The following is a 17,534-nucleotide window of genomic DNA, read 5'->3' on the forward strand; positions in this document are numbered from 1 at the left end:
GGAAAGATTCTACCGCATTGGGTGAACTTACTTTAAGTTGACCTGCGCCAGAATCCGCTTGAGCACCTCTTGGTAAGCCTCGGCGACGTTACCCAGGTCTTGACGAAAGCGGTCCTTGTCGAGCACCCGCTCGGCTTGGTCGCTCTTGGCTTGGTCCCAGAGTCGGCAGGTGTCGGGGCTGATTTCGTCGGCCAGAAGAATTTGCCCCGTCTGATCCAGACCGAATTCCAACTTGAAATCGACCAGGGTAATCTGGCAGCGCTGGAAGAAGGTCTGCAACAGCGTATTGATTTCTCCCGCTAGACGAGTCAACTCGTGAATTTGTGCCTCATCGGCCAGATTCATGGCGCGGATGCGATCGCGGGTCAGGAGCGGGTCGCCCAAATCATCATTTTTGTAGTAAAACTCCACGAGCGGCGGCGTCAGGGGCGTTCCCAGAGCCAGGCCCGTCTGCTTGCACAGGCTGCCAGCGGCAAGATTGCGCACCACCACTTCAAGGGGAATGATGTTGACCGCGCGGACGACCATTTCGCGATCGCTGGGGGTTTCGAGCCAGTGGGTCTTGACCCCTTGGGATTCTAAAAGCTGAAACAAATGAGTCGCGACTTTGCAGTTGACGACCCCTTTGTCGGCAATTTGTCCCCGTTTTTGGGCATTGAACGCGGTGGCATCGTCTTTGAAATAGCTGATCACAATATTCGGGTCAGCCGTCGCGTACACAATTTTGGCCTTGCCTTCGTATAACTTGGCTTGACGCTCCACCATGCGATCGCCCCCAAAAAACAGCTTCATTATCTTACTGGCAGACGGAAAACCCGAGTAGGTGGGGGCGATCGCTCGCCGTTAGGGACGGGGACATAATCGGTTGATATCAAATGATATCGGGTGATTATCCCAGCCAAGATTTGAGGGTATAGTTCTGAAGCGGTTAATCCTTTGGTCAGGCGATATCGGGAGCGTACAAGATGAGTCAGCAAGCCGGGATAGTTGAAAGCACGTCAACACCAGACAAATCGCTGGCCACAGTGTTGCTGCTAGCGCCAGCGTCACAACTCGCAGCCTTGACCGACCTGCTCAGCCAACACGCCGACATTTTGGCGCGTTATCATCTCGTTTCATTCCCCGACTTAGCGGCTACGCTACATCAGCAGAGCAAGCTCCCGATCGATACCTGGCAACCCGCTGAGCTCGAGACGGCGATCGCCACCAACAATATGCTGGCAGTGGTGTATTTGCTCGCCGCCGAAACAGGGCCGCCCAACTTTCCCGACGTCGCGACACTATCGCGCCTATGCAGTGACCACAACATTCCCTTGGCGCTAAATGCGGCGACGGCGCACCCCATCATCAACTCATTCATGCAGACGCGGGTAGCCCATTTGATTTTCAACCCGGTGGCAGGGCAGCGCGATTCGACCCAAGACCTGCTGCAAATTCGCCAAGCGCTGTCCCCCTGGATGCACCTCCATATCCATTTCACCAGTCGCGAGGTGGATGCCGACCAACTGGCCCAGGAGGCGATCGCCGCGCAGCCCGATCTGATCATTGCATCTGGTGGCGACGGCACCGTGTCCCTCGTGGCGAGTCAAATGCTGGGCACGGGCATTCCCCTCGGGGTGATTCCGCGCGGCACGGCCAACGCCTTGTCGGTGGCGATGGGCATTCCCACCACGGTGGCCGGAGCCTGCAAGCTCATCGTCGCGGGCACCACGCGCCGCCTTGACGCCGCCTATTGCAACGAGCAGCTGATGACTTTGTTAGCGGGCGTGGGGTTAGAAGCAGGCATGGTGGGCCGCGCTACCCGCGAACTCAAAAATCAGTGGGGCGTGCTGGCATATCTCATTGCCGGTTGGGAACAGCTGGGCCAGCAGGAACTCTTTACGGCTGAACTCGAAATCGACGGTCAGCTCCACACCTTTCCAGCCTTTGCCGTCACCATAGCGAATGCGGCACCGCCGACCTCCGTATTAGCCCAAGGGGTGGGCGAAGTCGTCTTTGATGATGGGCTGCTAGATATCACCATCATCACGAAGCAAAACGTTCAGCAACCCAAAATCAACAGTAAGCTGCGGGCAGCCCGTGACCTGATCAATCTCTATGGTTCGGCGTTGGTTAAAACCAAAGCCGAACTGCCCAATCTGTATCACTTCCGAGCTGAACAGCTAACCCTTCAGACCGCCTCCCCCGAGCAAATTGTGGTGGATGGTGAGATGGTGGGCGATACCCCGCTGGAAGTCACTTGTTTGCCTGCGGCGTTGACCGTCGTGGCCCCCGCGAAGCGCCGCCCCAATGCCGTAGAAAAAGTGGCGGGGTTTTGGGTGAACAAGGTCTTTCCCAGTGTCTCGACGTTGATTGCGGCGATCGGCGTGACCGGACTCATTGGTCTGCCCCTCATTTTTTGGCTAGCGCAGAAAATCACGACCGAATTACTGCCCGCGCAAACCGAGGCGTATGAAACGCAGCTGGTGAATACGGTGCAGCAATGGTCGACGCCGTGGCTGGACCAACTGATGCTGTTGCTCTCCCGTTTGGGCGGCGGCAGTATCGTGATTCCCCTCTTTTGTATTGTGCTGGCGCTGCTGTTAACCAAGCGGCGGTATTGGCAAGCCTTTATGGTGCTGCTGGCTTTCGTCGGGGGATGGGTGATTAATATACAGCTCTTTTATTTTGTCGAAGCGGCCCGTCAGGGCATGCAATTGCCGGTTTTGAACGATCAGGTCTCCAATATTGCTAGCCGCAATTTTCTCCAGGGCACGGTGCTGTACAGCGTCATCGCGTACTTACTTGCACTGGCATTTCCCCGGTTTAACCGATGGTTCTATGGGGGGGCAGCTTGCTTGGTGGTGGCGATCGCCTTTAGCCGACTTTATCTAGGCATGCAGTGGCCCTTCGACATTTTGGCGGGACTGGTCAGTGGCTTGCTCTGGGCGATGATTTGTATTGTGCTGTTGCGGCTGCAAACGATTCGCAGCGCCGCCAAACGCCAAAACAAACAACTGCTCGAAGGCTCCTAACCGCTCAATTGATAGGATCGTCCTGTGCCTGCTGCCCCCGCCAATTTGGTGCGATGCTCATCCCTGGGGCTAGCTGTCGCTAGGGCTGCGGCATCCCTGATGCAGTGTCGAGCTGGGTTGCCTCTAAAATGGCCTGAGTCTCCAGTGTCACCACTGACAAAAAATCGTAGCCCGTAGCAAGTTCGATCCGATCTACCGTCGTTTGATAAACGCGCCAGTCTTCGATCGCGGTGTCGCGGTTCGGCATATCGACCGCAATGATGGGCGTTTCGACATCAATGTCGGCAATGGTTTCCCCCGGCGCGATCGCCACAATAATCTTCCACAAACGCGACGGCACCGTGACTCGCCCCGCCGCCAGGGTGCCCTGATTCCCATAGCCACCCGCCAAGATATACAGCGTTCCGTCAAACTGATATACCCAGTCGCGGCTGTACTCTTCGAGCTCGCGCCACACCCCGCGATTGTTTTGCGGAGCCTGGGGCAAAATGTTGGTCATTAAAAACGTAGCGCTGTTGTCGGCGACGCTGCGGGTGCGATCGCCCGAGGGGACGATGTGGCCCCGGTCATAGCCGGTGTTGCGATAATCGTTGGGCGTCACCTGATACACGCCAGCAGGCAATCCCCCATCCTGCCGAAAGTTATCTTGACGCTCCGTGTCACCAAGCCAATCAGCATTCAACTGCCAACTGACCCAATTTGCCGTGCCGCGATCGCCGTTATATGAGAGGGCATATGGCGATCGCGCCAGCAAGAAATTAGTGCGATCGGTCGCCTGGGCATTGGTCGGATTTCCTAAAGCTAAATGTCCATTCGCCGCACCGTTCGATGCGGTGTAGGCAGCCCCGCCTGTCAGCGGCAACGTCTCACAGGCCACCCCACTACCATCGCTGTCCAGTTGAAAGGGGTCATCAGGCAGGGCGTCTAGCACTTTCTGGGCCAGGGTGCGATCGCGAAAGTCGCCACAATTGCAGTCATCCGCCACACAGGGCGGCAATTCCGAGGTGTCGACCGAAGACAGCGTCGCACCATCACTCAGGATGGGCAGCAAACTACAGCTCCCCAACGCCCCCGCCAGCAAGCCTAAAATCCATCCCTCATATCCAGTTTGGCGGTTCATGCGGTGCCCTTCTGACGTGTCCCCGGTTCGATCATTTCATCATTGCGACCATGGGCTGACGCCCTCGAGTCTGACCTACGGTAGATGTTGCGCTTCATACATTGCAACCTTGCCCCAAAGTATTGGAGAATAAACACCAGATGAAAATGCAAGTAATGTTGATGGCTTTGAAGACCTGCGGCAGATGCCCTAATCCATCTAAAGTCATACAGACACATTGACATCTCGAACATGCTTGCCCCATCCTTTGAACACAATCACGACGCAAGGCACTATGCTGAAGCAAATTATTTCCAAATACCAAAATCAGTTTCCCGCTGCGACTGTCAGCGCTCACTGTGACGGCCCCTGTGGCGTTTATGATCCTTCCTCCGCTAGAATCGCGGCAGAAGCCGTGGTTTCGATGACCAAAAAGCTGTTGGATCTTGAAGCCAAGCCCGGCGACCCCGCCTACGAAAACACCTTTGCTCGCTACGTCGCGATCAAAGAAGAGCAAGCTCAAATCACTAAAGATGAACTGCTCATTCTCTGGACTGACTACTTTAAGCCTCAGCACCTAGAGCAGTTCCCCGACTTGCACGACACCTTCTGGAAAGCCGCCAAGCTCTGCTCTGCCTGCAAGGTTGAAGTCAGCGCTCAGCATGCCCAAGAGTTGATGGCCGCAGTTGAGAAAGTCCACAAGATGTTTTGGGCGACCAAGAACCGCGATATCACTTGGTACACCGCTAGCTAGTGGTTGCTGCTGGTTTTATCGAGCTCAAAGGCGGTCACACAAGCGTGGCCGCCTTTTTGGTGTCTAAGCAGATCTCCAGAAAAAATACCCGCTGCGGTGCATTGCGCTGTGCTCATGACACCCTACGAGTGGGAAATTCTTTTCCAGCAATCTCCTAATTTGTTTGTTCACTGATTGGCCCATGCGTTCAATCGTTTTGCCCCACGCCACCACCACCGATATTTGCCTGTGGCTGCTCCGTCGCTATCGGCGCTTTCGCGTCCAGGGCAATTCCATGACTCCCACCTTGCAGCCGCACCAAGAAGTGTTGATTAATCCCAGAGCTTATCGCCGAGCTCTGCCTGTGCCTGGCGAAATTGTTGTGGTGCCGCATCCACATCAAGCGAACCTGCTCATCGTTAAGCGGATTCTGTTTGTAGAGTCCGATGGGCGCTGCTATTTGCAGGGCGATAACGCCAACGAAAGCACCGATAGTCGCCAGTTTGGCCTGGTTCCCCTCAGCCAAATCGCGGGCAAAGTGCACTGTTTGCTGCCTTAAGCGATCGCCTCTGCCCACGTTGCCGCAGAGGACTCTTAGAATTCAAACTTGGACCAAATCCAAGTTTTGTTGGGCAAGCATCTTGTCTGCTTTGGTGCACCAGCCTGAGTTAATTCGCACCGACCTCCGTTCATAGAATGGTGCGATCGCTGCTTGTTCGGTGAGATATTTCCATTAAAATCAGGATGCTTTTGCAAAAGCAAGTTCCCATCACTCGGGGCTTCACAGTTGCCTAGCTGAGCTATCGGATGGGCGCTAGTCAATCGGCTCTATTCACCCCTTATCGATAATCCTGATGGCTCAACGATTAGAAACGCATGTGTACCCGGTTCTGTGGCACGAAGATCATGTCTTGCTGATTGACCAAAGAAAGCTGCCCAAAGAATATTCGGTCGTTTCCATTAGCCGTTGTGAAGATATTTTGACGGCGATCGCCTCCCGCATTGTGCGCGGTGGGCCAGCATTAGGCATGGCGGCGGCTTATGGGCTGTATCTGGGTGCCACCACCATTCAAACCGACGACCGCACAGCGTTTCTCGAACGGTTAGAAGCGATCGCCGAACAGCTCAAGAGCGTCCGCCCCGACAAGGCCAATCTGCTCTGGTCAGTCGATTATCTGGTCAAGCAGGTGCAGCAGAGCAGCGCCAGCGTTGATGAGCTTAAAGCCAACTTGTTGAAACAGGCCCAAAAAATTCAGCAAGAGGACTGGGAAATCTGTGTCGCGATCGGCAAACATGGCCTCGCCGCGTTACCGCAAACGCCTGCCAAACTGACCCTCTACACCCACTGTAATCACGGGGCGTTAGCGACTTCGGGCTTTGGCACTTCCCTGGGCATCGTTCGCACCGCCTGGCAAGAGTCGCGGTTGGAAAAAGTGATCGCCGGGGAAACGCGGCCTTGGCTGCAGGGCTCCCGCCTCACGGCGTGGGAATGCGTGCAAGAGCAAATTCCCGTCACGATTGTCACCGACAGCATGGCTGCCCACTGCATGAAACGGGGCATGGTAGATGCCGTCGTGGTGGGAGCCGATCGCATCGCGGTCAATGGTGACACGGTGAATAAAATTGGCACCTATGCCCTCGCGATCGCCGCTAAAGCGCACAACTTGCCCTTCCTGGTGGCGGCTCCGTTATCGACCGTAGACTTCGGACTGGCGACCGGGGACGGCCTCGACATTGCCCAGGGCCAAGGTACCGATGTTTGCCGCCTGGGCGATACGGTCACCTGTCCCGAAGACGTGGCGACCTACAATCCCCTGGCTGATGTCACCCCCGCTGACCTGATTACGGCGATCGTCACCGAGCATGGGGCGATCGCCCCGGCTGACCTCGCTAACTTTGCCCAGCGTCAAGCCTGAAAGTTGGCAGGCAATAACTCATCTGACCAGAGGTCTTTCTGTTTAAGCCAATCGCGGCTAAACAATCGTGACTGATAGCGGGCTCCACTGTCGCACAACACCGTGACAATGGTGTGTCCCGGCCCCATTTTTTTGGCCAGTTTCACAGCGGCCCCTACGTTGATGCCCACCGAGCCGCCCATAAAGAGCCCGTCTTTATAGAGCAATTGGTAAACCGTTTTCAACGCTTCAGGATCCGTGACTTGAATGGCATCATCCGCCGGAGCTCCCTGCATGTTAGCGGTGACTCGGCCATTGCCAATGCCCTCGGTGATCGAGTTGCCTGATGAGCTGATTTCCCCCGTTTTGACGTAACTGTAGAGCCCACTGCCCATCGGATCTGCCACCACACACTGAATATCAGGATTTTGATCTTTGAAGAACATGGCAGTCCCCGCATAGGTGCCCCCGGTTCCCGTCGCGGCCACCCAGGCATCCACCTTACCGTCGGTCTGAGTCCAAATTTCGGGACCCGTGGTTTCATAATGGGCGCGGCGATTGGCCAAATTATCAAACTGGTTGGCCCACACTGCATTCGGGGTCTCCTCCGCAATGCGTGCCGAGACTTTCACATAGTTATTGGGGTTTTTATAAGGCACTGCAGGCACCGGACGGACTTCTGCTCCGAGAGTACGCAGCATGTCCATTTTTTCTTGAGATTGAGTATCGGGAATCACGATCAGGCACTTGTAACCCTTGGCGTTGCAAATGTGAGCCAGCCCGATACCTGTATTCCCGGCGGTGCCTTCCACCACGGTGCCACCGGGATGCAGTACTCCCCGTTCTTCGGCATCTTTGATGATGTAGAGTGCAGCCCGATCCTTCACCGATCCACCGGGATTCAGAAACTCCGCCTTACCGAGAATTTCGCAGCCCGTTTCTTCGCTAAAACTGTTCAGCCGAATCAGGGGAGTGTTGCCTACGGTGCCGACAAAGCCTTGTTTGATATCCATCCTGGGTGCTAACTAAAGGAGCGCAAGTCACTACATTTGCCATCCTAAAGGGTAATGGTGACAGCAACCGGGATTGAGCCGGAAATGTTGGGGCACAAACCCCCGAGGACTCAAAACCGCTACCGAACAGCGCCACCGAGAGCGAGCTCAGACGCCACCGTCGCATTCAAAGCAGGGTGGAAATTAGGGTGAGGCATTGATTATGCTGAAGCCTGTAGCTGCTCGTTTCGGGAAAGGCAAATGGTCGCTGTGCAACGCTGGTTAATTCTGCTCGTGATGGGGATTTTGAGTCTGGTCTGGATGCCGTCGGTGGCCCTGGCCCAAGCCAACAACTACGCCCCGCCGCTGTCGTTCAGCAATGCCGAACTGCGGGGACGAGACTTTCGCGGCCAAAACCTGCAGGCAGCCGAATTTTCTAATGCCAATCTATCAGAAGCTGATTTCACCGGAGCCGATGCCCGAGGCGCGATTTTTAGTGCATCGGTGGCGCGGGAAACCAACTTTCACGGGGTCGATTTTTCCACTGGCATGTTAGATTCCAGCAATTTCACCGGGGCTGACTTTTCCGATGCGCTGCTGATCGATACGATTATGCTGCGTTCGACCTTTGACGATGCTGACATTACGGGCGCAGACTTTTCCGGCGCGCTGCTAGACGGGGTGCAGTTCCGTAACTTGTGCGCGATCGCATCGGGCACCAATCCCCAAACTGGGGTTGCAACACGCGATTCGTTGGGCTGTCGTTAAGGGCTTACGCCGGCACTGACCGAGGGGTGAGGGGCAGTTCGAGGCGATCGCCGACGGCGGATTCGAGAACTTGAATGGCCTTGCCCTGAGCCGCAAACTGCTCTCGCACCGTGGCTGGCCCTCCCGAAGCCGACAGCACGGAGACAAGCAGTCCCTCGTAGGTGGTCTCTTGGGCATCGGTAGTGGGCAACATGACCTGTGGCTGTAACCAATCAGCCAATTCGTTAGCACTTTTGACCCCGCGAATGACTGGGCCCACCAGCGGCAGCGACAAAGTCAGCATGGGCGTCAGCACCACATCGACGGGTGCTTCTTGCTTCAGCGACTCGGGATGATAGCCGTGGGGCTCATAAAACAGCTTCAAACCAGTCGCGTTTTCCGTGACGATGTACCCGTTTTCTAGCAGAGTCGGACCAATGGGCGAGCCTTGAACCGCTTTCACGATCACGCCGCCGCGCGTCGTCGATTCACCATGATCGAGGGCCGTGACATCGGTAAAACCAAACTCGCGCACCACCTTCGCGGCATTGGGCGAGCCCACAACCGGAATCGATTTGTCCAGCGCTTTCAAGGTTTCAGGATGAGCGTGATCCGGCAAGCCCTGGGTCAGCAAGATAAAGTCAACGTCGCTGGGCAGGGGAATGGTTTTGGTCTTCTCGCCCTTGAACAGCCAGTCGGCATTGCCAAAGGTCAAAGCCCCGATGAGCCAAGGGTCAACTAAAATCTTTTGGTCAGCGATTTCCCACAACCAACTGTTGTTGTCGAGCCAGGTCGTAAACATGACAAGCCAGGTTTTACATCTCTTTACAGTCTAAAGGGTTGGTGGCGTTATGGTCGCGATCGCTCACCAGCGGTGAGCCTGTTGGCAGATGATGGATGGTGTTTGAGGCGCTGTTAAAGCGTTTTTGAGTCAGGTAGCCGCAATGTCTGAGCCTTCCAAATCACTCCCAAAGCTAGCGGCAAGACTATTTGCGGAGACGGGCGATCGCGCTGCGTTTATCCAGTCCTTGACCGCCCCACAGCCACTCGCGCCAAGCATTTTGTGGACCCGCCCAAAGCCACCAGATCTGGACTGGCCCACGCTGCCGTCGTTGTCCTGGCAACCGAGCCAAGTGGATCGGCTAGCGGGCGATCACCGTCCCGGTCAGCATCCGCTGCACGAGCAGGGCTATTACTATTGCCTAGATTTTTCGTCAGTGTTCGCGGTGTCGCTGCTGCAAGCGATCGCCGAACCCATCGAAGTGGCGATCGACCTTTGTGCGGCTCCCGGTGGCAAAAGCCTATGCACCTGGGTCATGCAAACCCCCCAGCGGTTACTGTGCAACGAAGTGATTCGCAAGCGGGTCAAAATTCTGATTGCCAATCTCAAACGCTGCGGGGCGATGGAGGCGATCGTACTTAACCAAGATCCCGCCGTTTTAGCAGAGCATTTGCCCTACTCAGCGCAGCTCGTACTGGTGGATGCCCCCTGCTCCGGTCAATCACTGTTAGCCAAAGGCCAAGAGGTGCCCGGTTGCTTTCACAAGGTCACCATCAATCGCAACGCTAATCGACAAAAGCGGATTTTGGCCAACGCGGCTCAACTGGTTCAAGCCAACGGCTATCTGCTGTACTCAACCTGCACCTACGCACCGCAGGAAAACGAACAAGTTTGCCAGTGGTTTCTCAAACGATTTCCTGACTTTCAAGCCGTTCCGGTGAAGGCGATGGCGGCATTTCAGTCGCATCTTACCCCGTCGCCCTGCTATCGCCTCTGGCCGCAATCTGGCTTGGGGGCAGGGGCGTTTGCCATGTTGTTGCAGCGCCAACAAGGAAGCCGTCAACCGCTCAATGAAGATTTTTTGGCACAGTCGCAATTCAAACTGCATCCCAAAAACCTTTGACATCAAGCAATTGACGGCTTTGAGGCCATGACGGTTGTCTTTACCGGACAACCATCAGGGTAGGGGGACGATGTGGCGTCACCCCGCCCCGATTATTCTGCGATCCGCGAGACTTGGGGGGCATCTTCAGCCGCAACGGCTTCCAATGCCTGCATCTCGAAGCTGGCAGTCGGGGTATTGAAATCGACGCGCAGTGGGAACGCCACCGGATTGCTGGAATCTACAGCAGGGTTGATTTCGCTCACCGTGAACTGAGTCACCCCGCCATTCACCAAGCGATCGCCCAGCTGATCCGCATAATCGCTGAAACTCAGGATATCGCCAGGGCTAAAGTCGCCTAACACAATCCCGTCAACCGACACCTCGAAGGTGTCATCGGCATCAATTCCCGTGGGGAAGCCGCTGACTCGGGTAAAGACAGAATCATCGGCTTCGCCCACACCGGTCATGCCCGGAAATACGCGACTAGCGACACCGACCGGCACATCGCGTGACGTCATGGTGTATTCAAACCCGTCAGCAGCTGGGGGATCAACCCAACGACCTGAGGGGACGTTGTTGAAGACAAAGACGCCGATCGCAATAAAGCGCGTGGGCAAAACGGGACGAAACTGGTTGCTCCCATCATTGGGGTTCACTACGATGCCGTCATCATCATCATCATCGTCATCGTCATCGTCGTCATCGTCGTCGTCATCGTTGTCATCGTCGCCGTCGTCATCACCGACTAGGCCATCGTCGTCATCGTCATCGTCGTTATCGCCGAAATCATCGTCGTCACTATCAGAGATGCCGCCAATGAGACCATCATCGTCGTCGCTCAAGTCATCATCTAGGTCATCATCGTCGTCGAAGTCATCGTCATATTCGATGTCGTCGAAAGCGGGCAGATTGATAATGGCGATGTTGTTAAAGATGCTGATGGACTCAATGCGAGTGCTGCTGGTAAACGCGCGACTCACCAACACGCGATCGTTCACCTCGACAATGTCATCATCGTCGAAGTTATCGCTTTCGAAATCATCATCAAAATCATCATCATCAAAATCCCGGTTGGGACTTCCCCCCCGAGCAAATAAGCCCGGTGGCGCAAAGATGTTGCCATCCTCAAAGGAAAATTCCACCGAGTCCGCTTCGTAGCTCACGCCTTCCCGCACCGCTTCATACTCGCTAGCCGGAATGAAATTGTTGAGGACGATTTGATCAACCGCTTCGCTAGTACCCTCTTGATATTGCACCAGAGTTACAGGAGTACGCCGACGCACAACGCCCACGCCCGATGCTTTTGTGACAAATCCGGTTTCACGCAGAATGTAGTTTTCCGCCCGATATTCGTTGAACGGATCACCGCCCATCGTGAGCATGTCAGGGCTGAGCACCTCAAACTGCAGTTCAGTCGGCACGTTCACAAATTGCGCACCAGAGGGACCGATCGCTCGAAAAGACAAAGTCCCCAGCATTTCGCCCTGAGCACCGACAAAATTATCGGCAAAGCCATTCTCTTCGGTAGCCGATAAGCCATTGCCGCCAATGCTAATCGTTGGGAGTGTGCTGAGGCGAAAGATCGCATCGGCGGGAATATTACCCCGACGGGTTTCGATCATTAAGGTGCCGTCATCGAGCTCGCTGTTGTAAATAACCGCACGGGTGTCGGTCGCATTGGGCGTTTGGCTATTGTCGATAGTGCCGTCTGTAGGCACGAAGATTTCAGCATCGTTGAGGACAACGCCGCCGCCGGTGACTCGGAGCTGCGCCCAGCCAGGGCTAGCTGCCATTGCCAGGGCCAGACTACTGGCCAATCCCACGAGAGGAACTGTGCGTGATCGAGAAAAACTCATATGCCGAACTCCTTTAACAGTGCTCAAATTTGGGGACAAGGGGGTTAATGGGTGTAATTTTTAACTCAAAATACTCAGACGGGCTCGCAATTGGCAACCGACAAAACCGTTAGGTTTACCAGACGTAACCTCGGCCACTAGGGTTCCGCACAAGCCAAAATCACTTTTCATCCAATGTGCTTTGGCTAGTCAAAAAAGCAACTGCCGGTTACCAGCGTTATGCCTGAGCAAGCGATCGCTAAAACCGGAACGTCGTTCTTAACGCGCCGATAGTAATCGTGTCGCTGCCTGCCGTGTTGTCAGGATTAACCAACACAATCACGCCAGGGGTGAGGCTGATATTGTCAGTCATCTGATAGCGATAAAACGCCTCGATATGCAAGGTGGCATCGGGTTGCCCCCCCGGATCGCCCAAATTACCCGCCAGCAAGTCTGGAATATTTTGCCCTTGGCGCAGATCGCTGTCAGTAATGCGCGGAGGTTGCCCCACATACAGCCCGCCTAAATTCCCTGGACCAAATAGGTCTGGAAAGTTCAAAAAGGTCATCCAGTTCACCGTTTCCACCGAACCGTCTTCTCCGGGCGTGACGGAGGTGGTGTACCCCCCCCAACCGCCGATGGTGAATCGAGGCGTCACGTCCCATTCGACCGTAGCGCCAAAAGCATTGGTCGTGAGGGCATCGCCAGCAGAGAGTTGGCTATCGCCAATGCCGGTGCCAATGTTGCCGTTTTCGCTATAGCTGTTGACGTAGTTCAACGCCAGGTCAACCGTGTCAAGGGGAGAGGCCGTGAGCTGAAAGCCCAAGGTGCGATCGCCCGCCAACAAGCCCGTATCTTCGCCAGGGTCGTTACCATCCGCCACGGCATAGACCCCTTGCAGACTCAGCCGATCAATAATTTGCCAGTCAAACCCGACCCCAGTGTCGCCATTGCCAATACTGAGAATGGGATTGCGTTGCGCCAGCAAAGACAGCGGGCCAGAACCGGCTCCTTCGGCTTCACTCGGCCCGCGAAAGACACTGACCTGGTTGACGCCAGCCGCCCCCGCGACCAGCGCAAAGCGATCGCCGATCAAGCGGCGATAGGTCAAATCCGTGAGCTCAACACTCAAGTCGGTTTCCCCTTCGTAAGCCAGGCGAATGTTGTTGGTGAGACCGAGCGCCCCGTTGCTGCCGGGATCAAATAGACTGTTGCCCTGCCCTGCCTGCAAGCTAATGAGCAGCAGATCGCGGCGACTCAAGCGACTGAGTAAAGACAACTGAGCATTTGAGTAAAACGTCAGGCTACCACCGCCGGGATCCTCCGTTTCAGCCACGCCATCGACGGGAAAGAAGTCTGCGGTGTTATTTGAGCGGCCTTGGAGGCCAAACACGACCTGCCCAAAGAGTCGAGTGGTAGAAGAGAACTGATTGGCCCGCAATTCTGCAACCGTGGCCTCCAGTTCATCCACTCGGGTCGTCAGCTCGGTATCAAATTCCTGCACCAAAGCTGCCACCGTTTCTTGATCTTCCGGCAGCAGCCTCACCACTTGATCCAGACAGGCATTCAACGCGGCGGCAAACTCATATCGAGTCATCGCGCGATCGCCCCGAAAAGTGCTGTCAGGATAGCCTTCTAAACAACCATAGTCCTCGACCAATGACTGCACTGCGCCAAAGGACCAATGATCGGGGTTGATGTCAGATAATTCGTTAACCGTGACCGTTTGCGCCACAGGCCGCGGATTACGAAGCTCTAAGGCAGGCTCAGGCTGCGCAGTATCCGTACGCTCAGTTGGCGAGTCATCAGCGCTCCCAGATGACGTTGACTCAGCATTCGGCGTCAGCCAAATATCCGTAGTCCCCCCAGTATTCTGCCCGGTTGTTTCGGTTTCTAAATCGGTGAACGGCAGCCCCGCCATGAGGGCAGCGTCCCTGGCGGACAGGGGTGACAAGTCGGTGAGCTGGGGCAGGGTCGCCGACGAGATGGACTGATCAGCCGCCGCGTCAGTCAGCGGTCGGTGAGTAGTCACAAGGTCATTTAGCGATGCAGTTGTCGGGGCTGCGATCGCGCTTGGACTAGCCCAAACGCCCACAGCCAGCGTCATCGCACCCCAAAGCGGTCCGTTGAAGGTCATCGACATGGTTTCCTCACACAGCATTCAATCGGAAAAGACAAACCCTGACGCCATCTCCCACCCAGAACCCAGGCAAATGCTGTCAGAGTTTCCTCGGTTGCTGTAAATGTATAAGATCTAACTCGTTCAAGCCAGTCTATCCAACCCTTTTTTTTGACTTGCGGCTCAAGTCAGTGGCATCTCCAGACCAGCAAAGCCATCTTTCATGAGCCCCAAGTCGCTTCGGGGTCGCATCTTGAGCCCTGAGAAGGTAGCGTAAACTTTACACAGTAATTTTGTACACGTGAACGGTTTGCAGCATTTCAGCAGCAGCACGCAACACTCAGTATGCCGGGCTACCTGATCGCGATCGCTCCGACCTTTGTCAGAGCCTCAGTTCATCGAGTACTATTAACGAGCATCTAGCAATAATCACTAATTTAAGCGCTCAATAATTGAGCTTTCACTTAGCAAATAATCATATTTATTAATTATGAAAAACTTAATGTTCTCGGTTCGCGACTTTGCGACCCTAGTGGGCTACAGCTACTTATATGAGTTCGAAGACGCTTGCGCAAGTGTGCTCGATGCCAAGCTCCTTAAGTTGTCCCATTACGATGAACTTAACTTTTACAGAAGGCTTTATAAGTACGCCAGTCGAATCAAGAAATCAGGTGGTCAGCCTGGAGCTTTTGCCAACTCGCTGGTGAAATCTTCTCTTCAGCAACCGTTGGATGGGTCTTATGACTTTTTCTTTGCCACCTTTAACCATGTGTTTGAGTTATTTACTTTAATGGTGTTGGGTGACTGGCGAAAAAACTGCAATAAAGCTGCTTGCTACATTACCGAAGTCAGAGTCAACGACTTCCCAGAGTGTACTTACCTGTTAAATTTTTTGCGCGACTTCGAGCATATCTTTTTAGGCACTCGTCAATGTGTTGATGATGTCGCATCCATCACCGGTCGCCCCTGTAGCTATTTGCCCATTAGTGCAGACACATTAAGATTTCGTCCGTTTGACTTGCGATCGAGGCCCGCTATCGAGTGTGCCAACTTAGGGCGCCGTTCGGCAATTACTCACCAAGCGCTGATGGACTATGCTCAGTCACACAATCTTTTTTATTATTACGACACCGCTAGCATTTCCAATGTTGTGAATGCCAAGCAGCAACAAACCTTTGTGGTTAAAGATCCTGCAGAGCACCGCATGCTTCTAGCTAACATCCTTAAGAATAGCCGCTACTTTATCGCCAACCGCTCCCGAGCAAACGAAACTGAAGTTGCCTACAGTGAGATTTCTTCTCGCTTTTTTGAAGGCGCAGCAGCAGGCACCATAATGCTCGGAATTGCCCCAGATACAGAAGAGTTTCACCAGAATTTTGATTGGCCAGACGCCGTGATTCCAACCCCCTTTGATTGTCCAGATATCGCTGATTTGATTCAGTCACTCAACAATCAACCCGAGCGATTAGAAGGCATCCGCCGTCAAAATGTCTCGCAGGCCATGTTACGTCACGACTCTGTTCACCGACTTCAAACAATTTTTGATGCCGTGGGCTTAACACCGACTCCTAAAATGTCTCAGCGTGTCAATACTTTGCAAGAGATTGCTCACTCACTTTATCAACCTCAGCCAAAATTTGAGTAAATCTCAAAAAAGCTGTGAGCAAACTTAGTTTATATCTGGCTCAAAGAGAAAGCTCCAGGCCTGAAACTTTTTCCTAAGCAGGCGTCTTCAGATACTGACACGCAGTGCTTGTAAACATACACTTAAACGTCGATATCGTTGTGCCGGTTGTTGAAATGGCTAATCGATCACACAATCTGCGATCAGCTTAGCCATAGGTTGACAGTATGGAATCGCCGAAGTATCCAAAGCTCATCCGATACTAAGGTAAAGTCTTTTTCGGTTCACGATAGACGCCGTAGGCCGCAAATACCCCCAGTATGAAGCCAATCAAATGGCCCCACCAAGCCACCATCGGATTGGTGGGAAATATGCCCCATAAAGTGGCGCTGTAATTGAGCAAAACAAAGACTGAGATAAGCAAGGGAATAACCCGCCGCTCGAGCCAGCCGATGACTAGCAAATAGCCAAAAAGGGTATAAACAACTCCACTGAGCCCATGGACACTTGTGGGTCCGACGAGCCAAGAAATCGCACCGCCGCCGAGCCAGCCGATCAGAAATACCGTCCAATAATCTCGTCGACTCTTAGCTAAAATCAGCCAGCTAAAGATTGCAAACCCAATGGTGTTGCTAATGAGGTGAATGAAGCCGCTATGGGAGAATGCCGACAGAAAGATCCCTGGGATGCCAATCAGACTACGGGGATGGAGAATCAAATTCCACTGCCCACCAAAAAATACTTGATCAATAATTTCCTGGGTCCAAGGGATTGCCAAAATCCACAGAGGCAGAAAAAAGTTGGCTTTAATTTGTGCCAATGCACTGCTCTGGTTAGACGTTTTAGCCGGCGAAGCGGCTGGCTCCGATGAATAGTTAGCGGCGGGCGGCGCATCGGCTTCAACTTCCGCCATCAGACGCTGCAATTCTGCTTTTAATTCGCGATCGCTTTTTTCTGAAGTCACGATTGACACTGCCTCCGACTGACTGCCATGCTTTGCGGCATCAAGCACGCTCCTTATCAAGCTAATTCAGGTTTTGGGCAATCACTTTAGCCCCCAGACTGGTTGTGAGCGTTCACGTTGCGCAGCTTTGACGGCTGCCCTTAATTCAAACTTTATCCGTCACTAGTCTAGGCCATGCCAGCGGCGAGAATGAAGTGGCAGTAAGCATCAATGGGTTCGGTTCTTACACCAATACGGCTTATGGGAAGCCGTTGTAGCGATCGCCCTTGCGGACTGTCTCGTCATTGCGGACTGTCTCGTCATAATGATGATCATCCAAGCGGCTGAAAGCTCATCATAGCCAGATATCCATCCTTGTGTAACCGTGCGTGACTACCCGGAAGGTTGGCGAAAAGAAAATCAAGTCTTTATATGACAGGCTCAGAGTTTACCGAATCCTAATACAACTTCAGGGCATCGAATGTTATGAATAGGTGGAAGTACGTACATGAAACTGAGTGGAATCATCACTTGAATGAAATGGACTCAGTTCGAACCAGAGCTAGATGCCGTGAAGATTGGCGACTTAGACTGTTGCCATGGCCCAGATAATAGCAGCGGCTGCCTACATATTGGCTGATAGTTGC

Annotated in this window: 14 protein-coding genes; 7 read left to right on the forward strand and 7 right to left on the reverse strand. The window is 54.0% G+C overall.

Features of this window, described 5'->3' with window-relative positions:
* Positions 1 to 27: 27 nt before the first annotated feature.
* Positions 28 to 792, reverse strand: coding sequence for a phosphoribosylaminoimidazolesuccinocarboxamide synthase (gene purC, locus DYY88_RS00370; protein ID WP_236146266.1), 765 nt, complete (start codon positions 790 to 792; stop codon positions 28 to 30).
* 173 nt (positions 793 to 965) lie between these two features.
* Between purC and DYY88_RS00375 the strand changes: the two genes are divergently transcribed.
* Complete coding sequence (locus DYY88_RS00375) at positions 966 to 3,014, forward strand: diacylglycerol kinase family protein (protein ID WP_052288159.1); 2,049 nt, start codon at positions 966 to 968, stop codon at positions 3,012 to 3,014.
* 79 nt (positions 3,015 to 3,093) lie between these two features.
* Here the strand turns inward: DYY88_RS00375 and DYY88_RS00380 are convergent, their stop codons facing one another.
* Positions 3,094 to 4,134, reverse strand: a complete 1,041-nt coding sequence (locus tag DYY88_RS00380) for a DNA/RNA non-specific endonuclease (protein WP_084606905.1) — start codon at positions 4,132 to 4,134, stop codon at positions 3,094 to 3,096.
* 274 nt (positions 4,135 to 4,408) lie between these two features.
* Between DYY88_RS00380 and sodN the strand changes: the two genes are divergently transcribed.
* From sodN to mtnA, 3 genes are all read left to right on the forward strand, one after another.
* Positions 4,409 to 4,867, forward strand: coding sequence for a superoxide dismutase, Ni (gene sodN / locus DYY88_RS00385; protein ID WP_039724789.1), 459 nt, complete (start codon positions 4,409 to 4,411; stop codon positions 4,865 to 4,867).
* Positions 4,868 to 5,048: 181 nt separating this feature from the next.
* Positions 5,049 to 5,405, forward strand: a complete 357-nt coding sequence (sodX, locus tag DYY88_RS00390; RefSeq protein WP_044150241.1) for a nickel-type superoxide dismutase maturation protease — start codon at positions 5,049 to 5,051, stop codon at positions 5,403 to 5,405.
* A gap of 295 nt (positions 5,406 to 5,700) precedes the next feature.
* On the forward strand, positions 5,701 to 6,762 hold the full coding sequence (gene mtnA, locus DYY88_RS00395) for an S-methyl-5-thioribose-1-phosphate isomerase (protein WP_039724788.1): 1,062 nt from the start codon (positions 5,701 to 5,703) through the stop codon (positions 6,760 to 6,762).
* Here the strand turns inward: mtnA and DYY88_RS00400 are convergent.
* A complete protein-coding gene (locus tag DYY88_RS00400; RefSeq protein ID WP_039724787.1) occupies positions 6,753 to 7,754 on the reverse strand; it encodes a cysteine synthase A in 1,002 nt (333 codons plus the stop codon). The two genes, mtnA and DYY88_RS00400, sit on opposite strands and share 10 nt — an antisense overlap.
* 240 nt (positions 7,755 to 7,994) lie before the next feature.
* On the opposite strand from DYY88_RS00400, the gene DYY88_RS00405 reads away from it, so the two are divergent.
* Positions 7,995 to 8,501, forward strand: a complete 507-nt coding sequence (locus DYY88_RS00405) for a pentapeptide repeat-containing protein (RefSeq protein WP_039724786.1) — start codon at positions 7,995 to 7,997, stop codon at positions 8,499 to 8,501.
* Positions 8,502 to 8,505: 4 nt separating this feature from the next.
* Here DYY88_RS00405 and DYY88_RS00410 read toward each other — a convergent pair whose 3' ends face one another.
* Positions 8,506 to 9,282 (reverse strand): MBL fold metallo-hydrolase, encoded by a 777-nt coding sequence (locus tag DYY88_RS00410; protein WP_039724785.1) that lies wholly within the window; start codon positions 9,280 to 9,282, stop codon positions 8,506 to 8,508.
* Between the two features lie 142 nt (positions 9,283 to 9,424).
* On the opposite strand from DYY88_RS00410, the gene DYY88_RS00415 reads away from it, so the two are divergent.
* A complete protein-coding gene (locus DYY88_RS00415) occupies positions 9,425 to 10,384 on the forward strand; it encodes an RsmB/NOP family class I SAM-dependent RNA methyltransferase (protein WP_039724784.1) in 960 nt (319 codons plus the stop codon).
* Positions 10,385 to 10,476: 92 nt separating this feature from the next.
* Here the strand turns inward: DYY88_RS00415 and DYY88_RS24390 are convergent, their stop codons facing one another.
* A complete protein-coding gene (locus tag DYY88_RS24390; RefSeq protein ID WP_052288158.1) occupies positions 10,477 to 12,222 on the reverse strand; it encodes a hypothetical protein in 1,746 nt (581 codons plus the stop codon).
* 238 nt (positions 12,223 to 12,460) lie between these two features.
* On the reverse strand, positions 12,461 to 14,338 hold the full coding sequence (locus DYY88_RS00425; protein ID WP_242517554.1) for an iron uptake porin: 1,878 nt from the start codon (positions 14,336 to 14,338) through the stop codon (positions 12,461 to 12,463).
* 472 nt (positions 14,339 to 14,810) lie between these two features.
* On the opposite strand from DYY88_RS00425, the gene DYY88_RS00430 reads away from it, so the two are divergent.
* Positions 14,811 to 15,965 carry a glycosyltransferase family protein gene (locus DYY88_RS00430; RefSeq protein WP_039724783.1) on the forward strand — a complete coding sequence of 385 codons (1,155 nt, stop codon included), beginning with the start codon at positions 14,811 to 14,813 and terminating at the stop codon, positions 15,963 to 15,965.
* 241 nt (positions 15,966 to 16,206) lie between these two features.
* Here DYY88_RS00430 and DYY88_RS00435 read toward each other — a convergent pair whose 3' ends face one another.
* A complete protein-coding gene (locus tag DYY88_RS00435; RefSeq protein WP_201278889.1) occupies positions 16,207 to 16,908 on the reverse strand; it encodes a rhomboid family intramembrane serine protease in 702 nt (233 codons plus the stop codon).
* Positions 16,909 to 17,534 lie beyond the last annotated feature (626 nt).

The sequence above is a fragment of the Leptolyngbya iicbica LK genome, from assembly GCF_004212215.1.
GTDB classification, from domain to species: domain Bacteria; phylum Cyanobacteriota; class Cyanobacteriia; order Phormidesmidales; family Phormidesmidaceae; genus Halomicronema; species Halomicronema iicbica.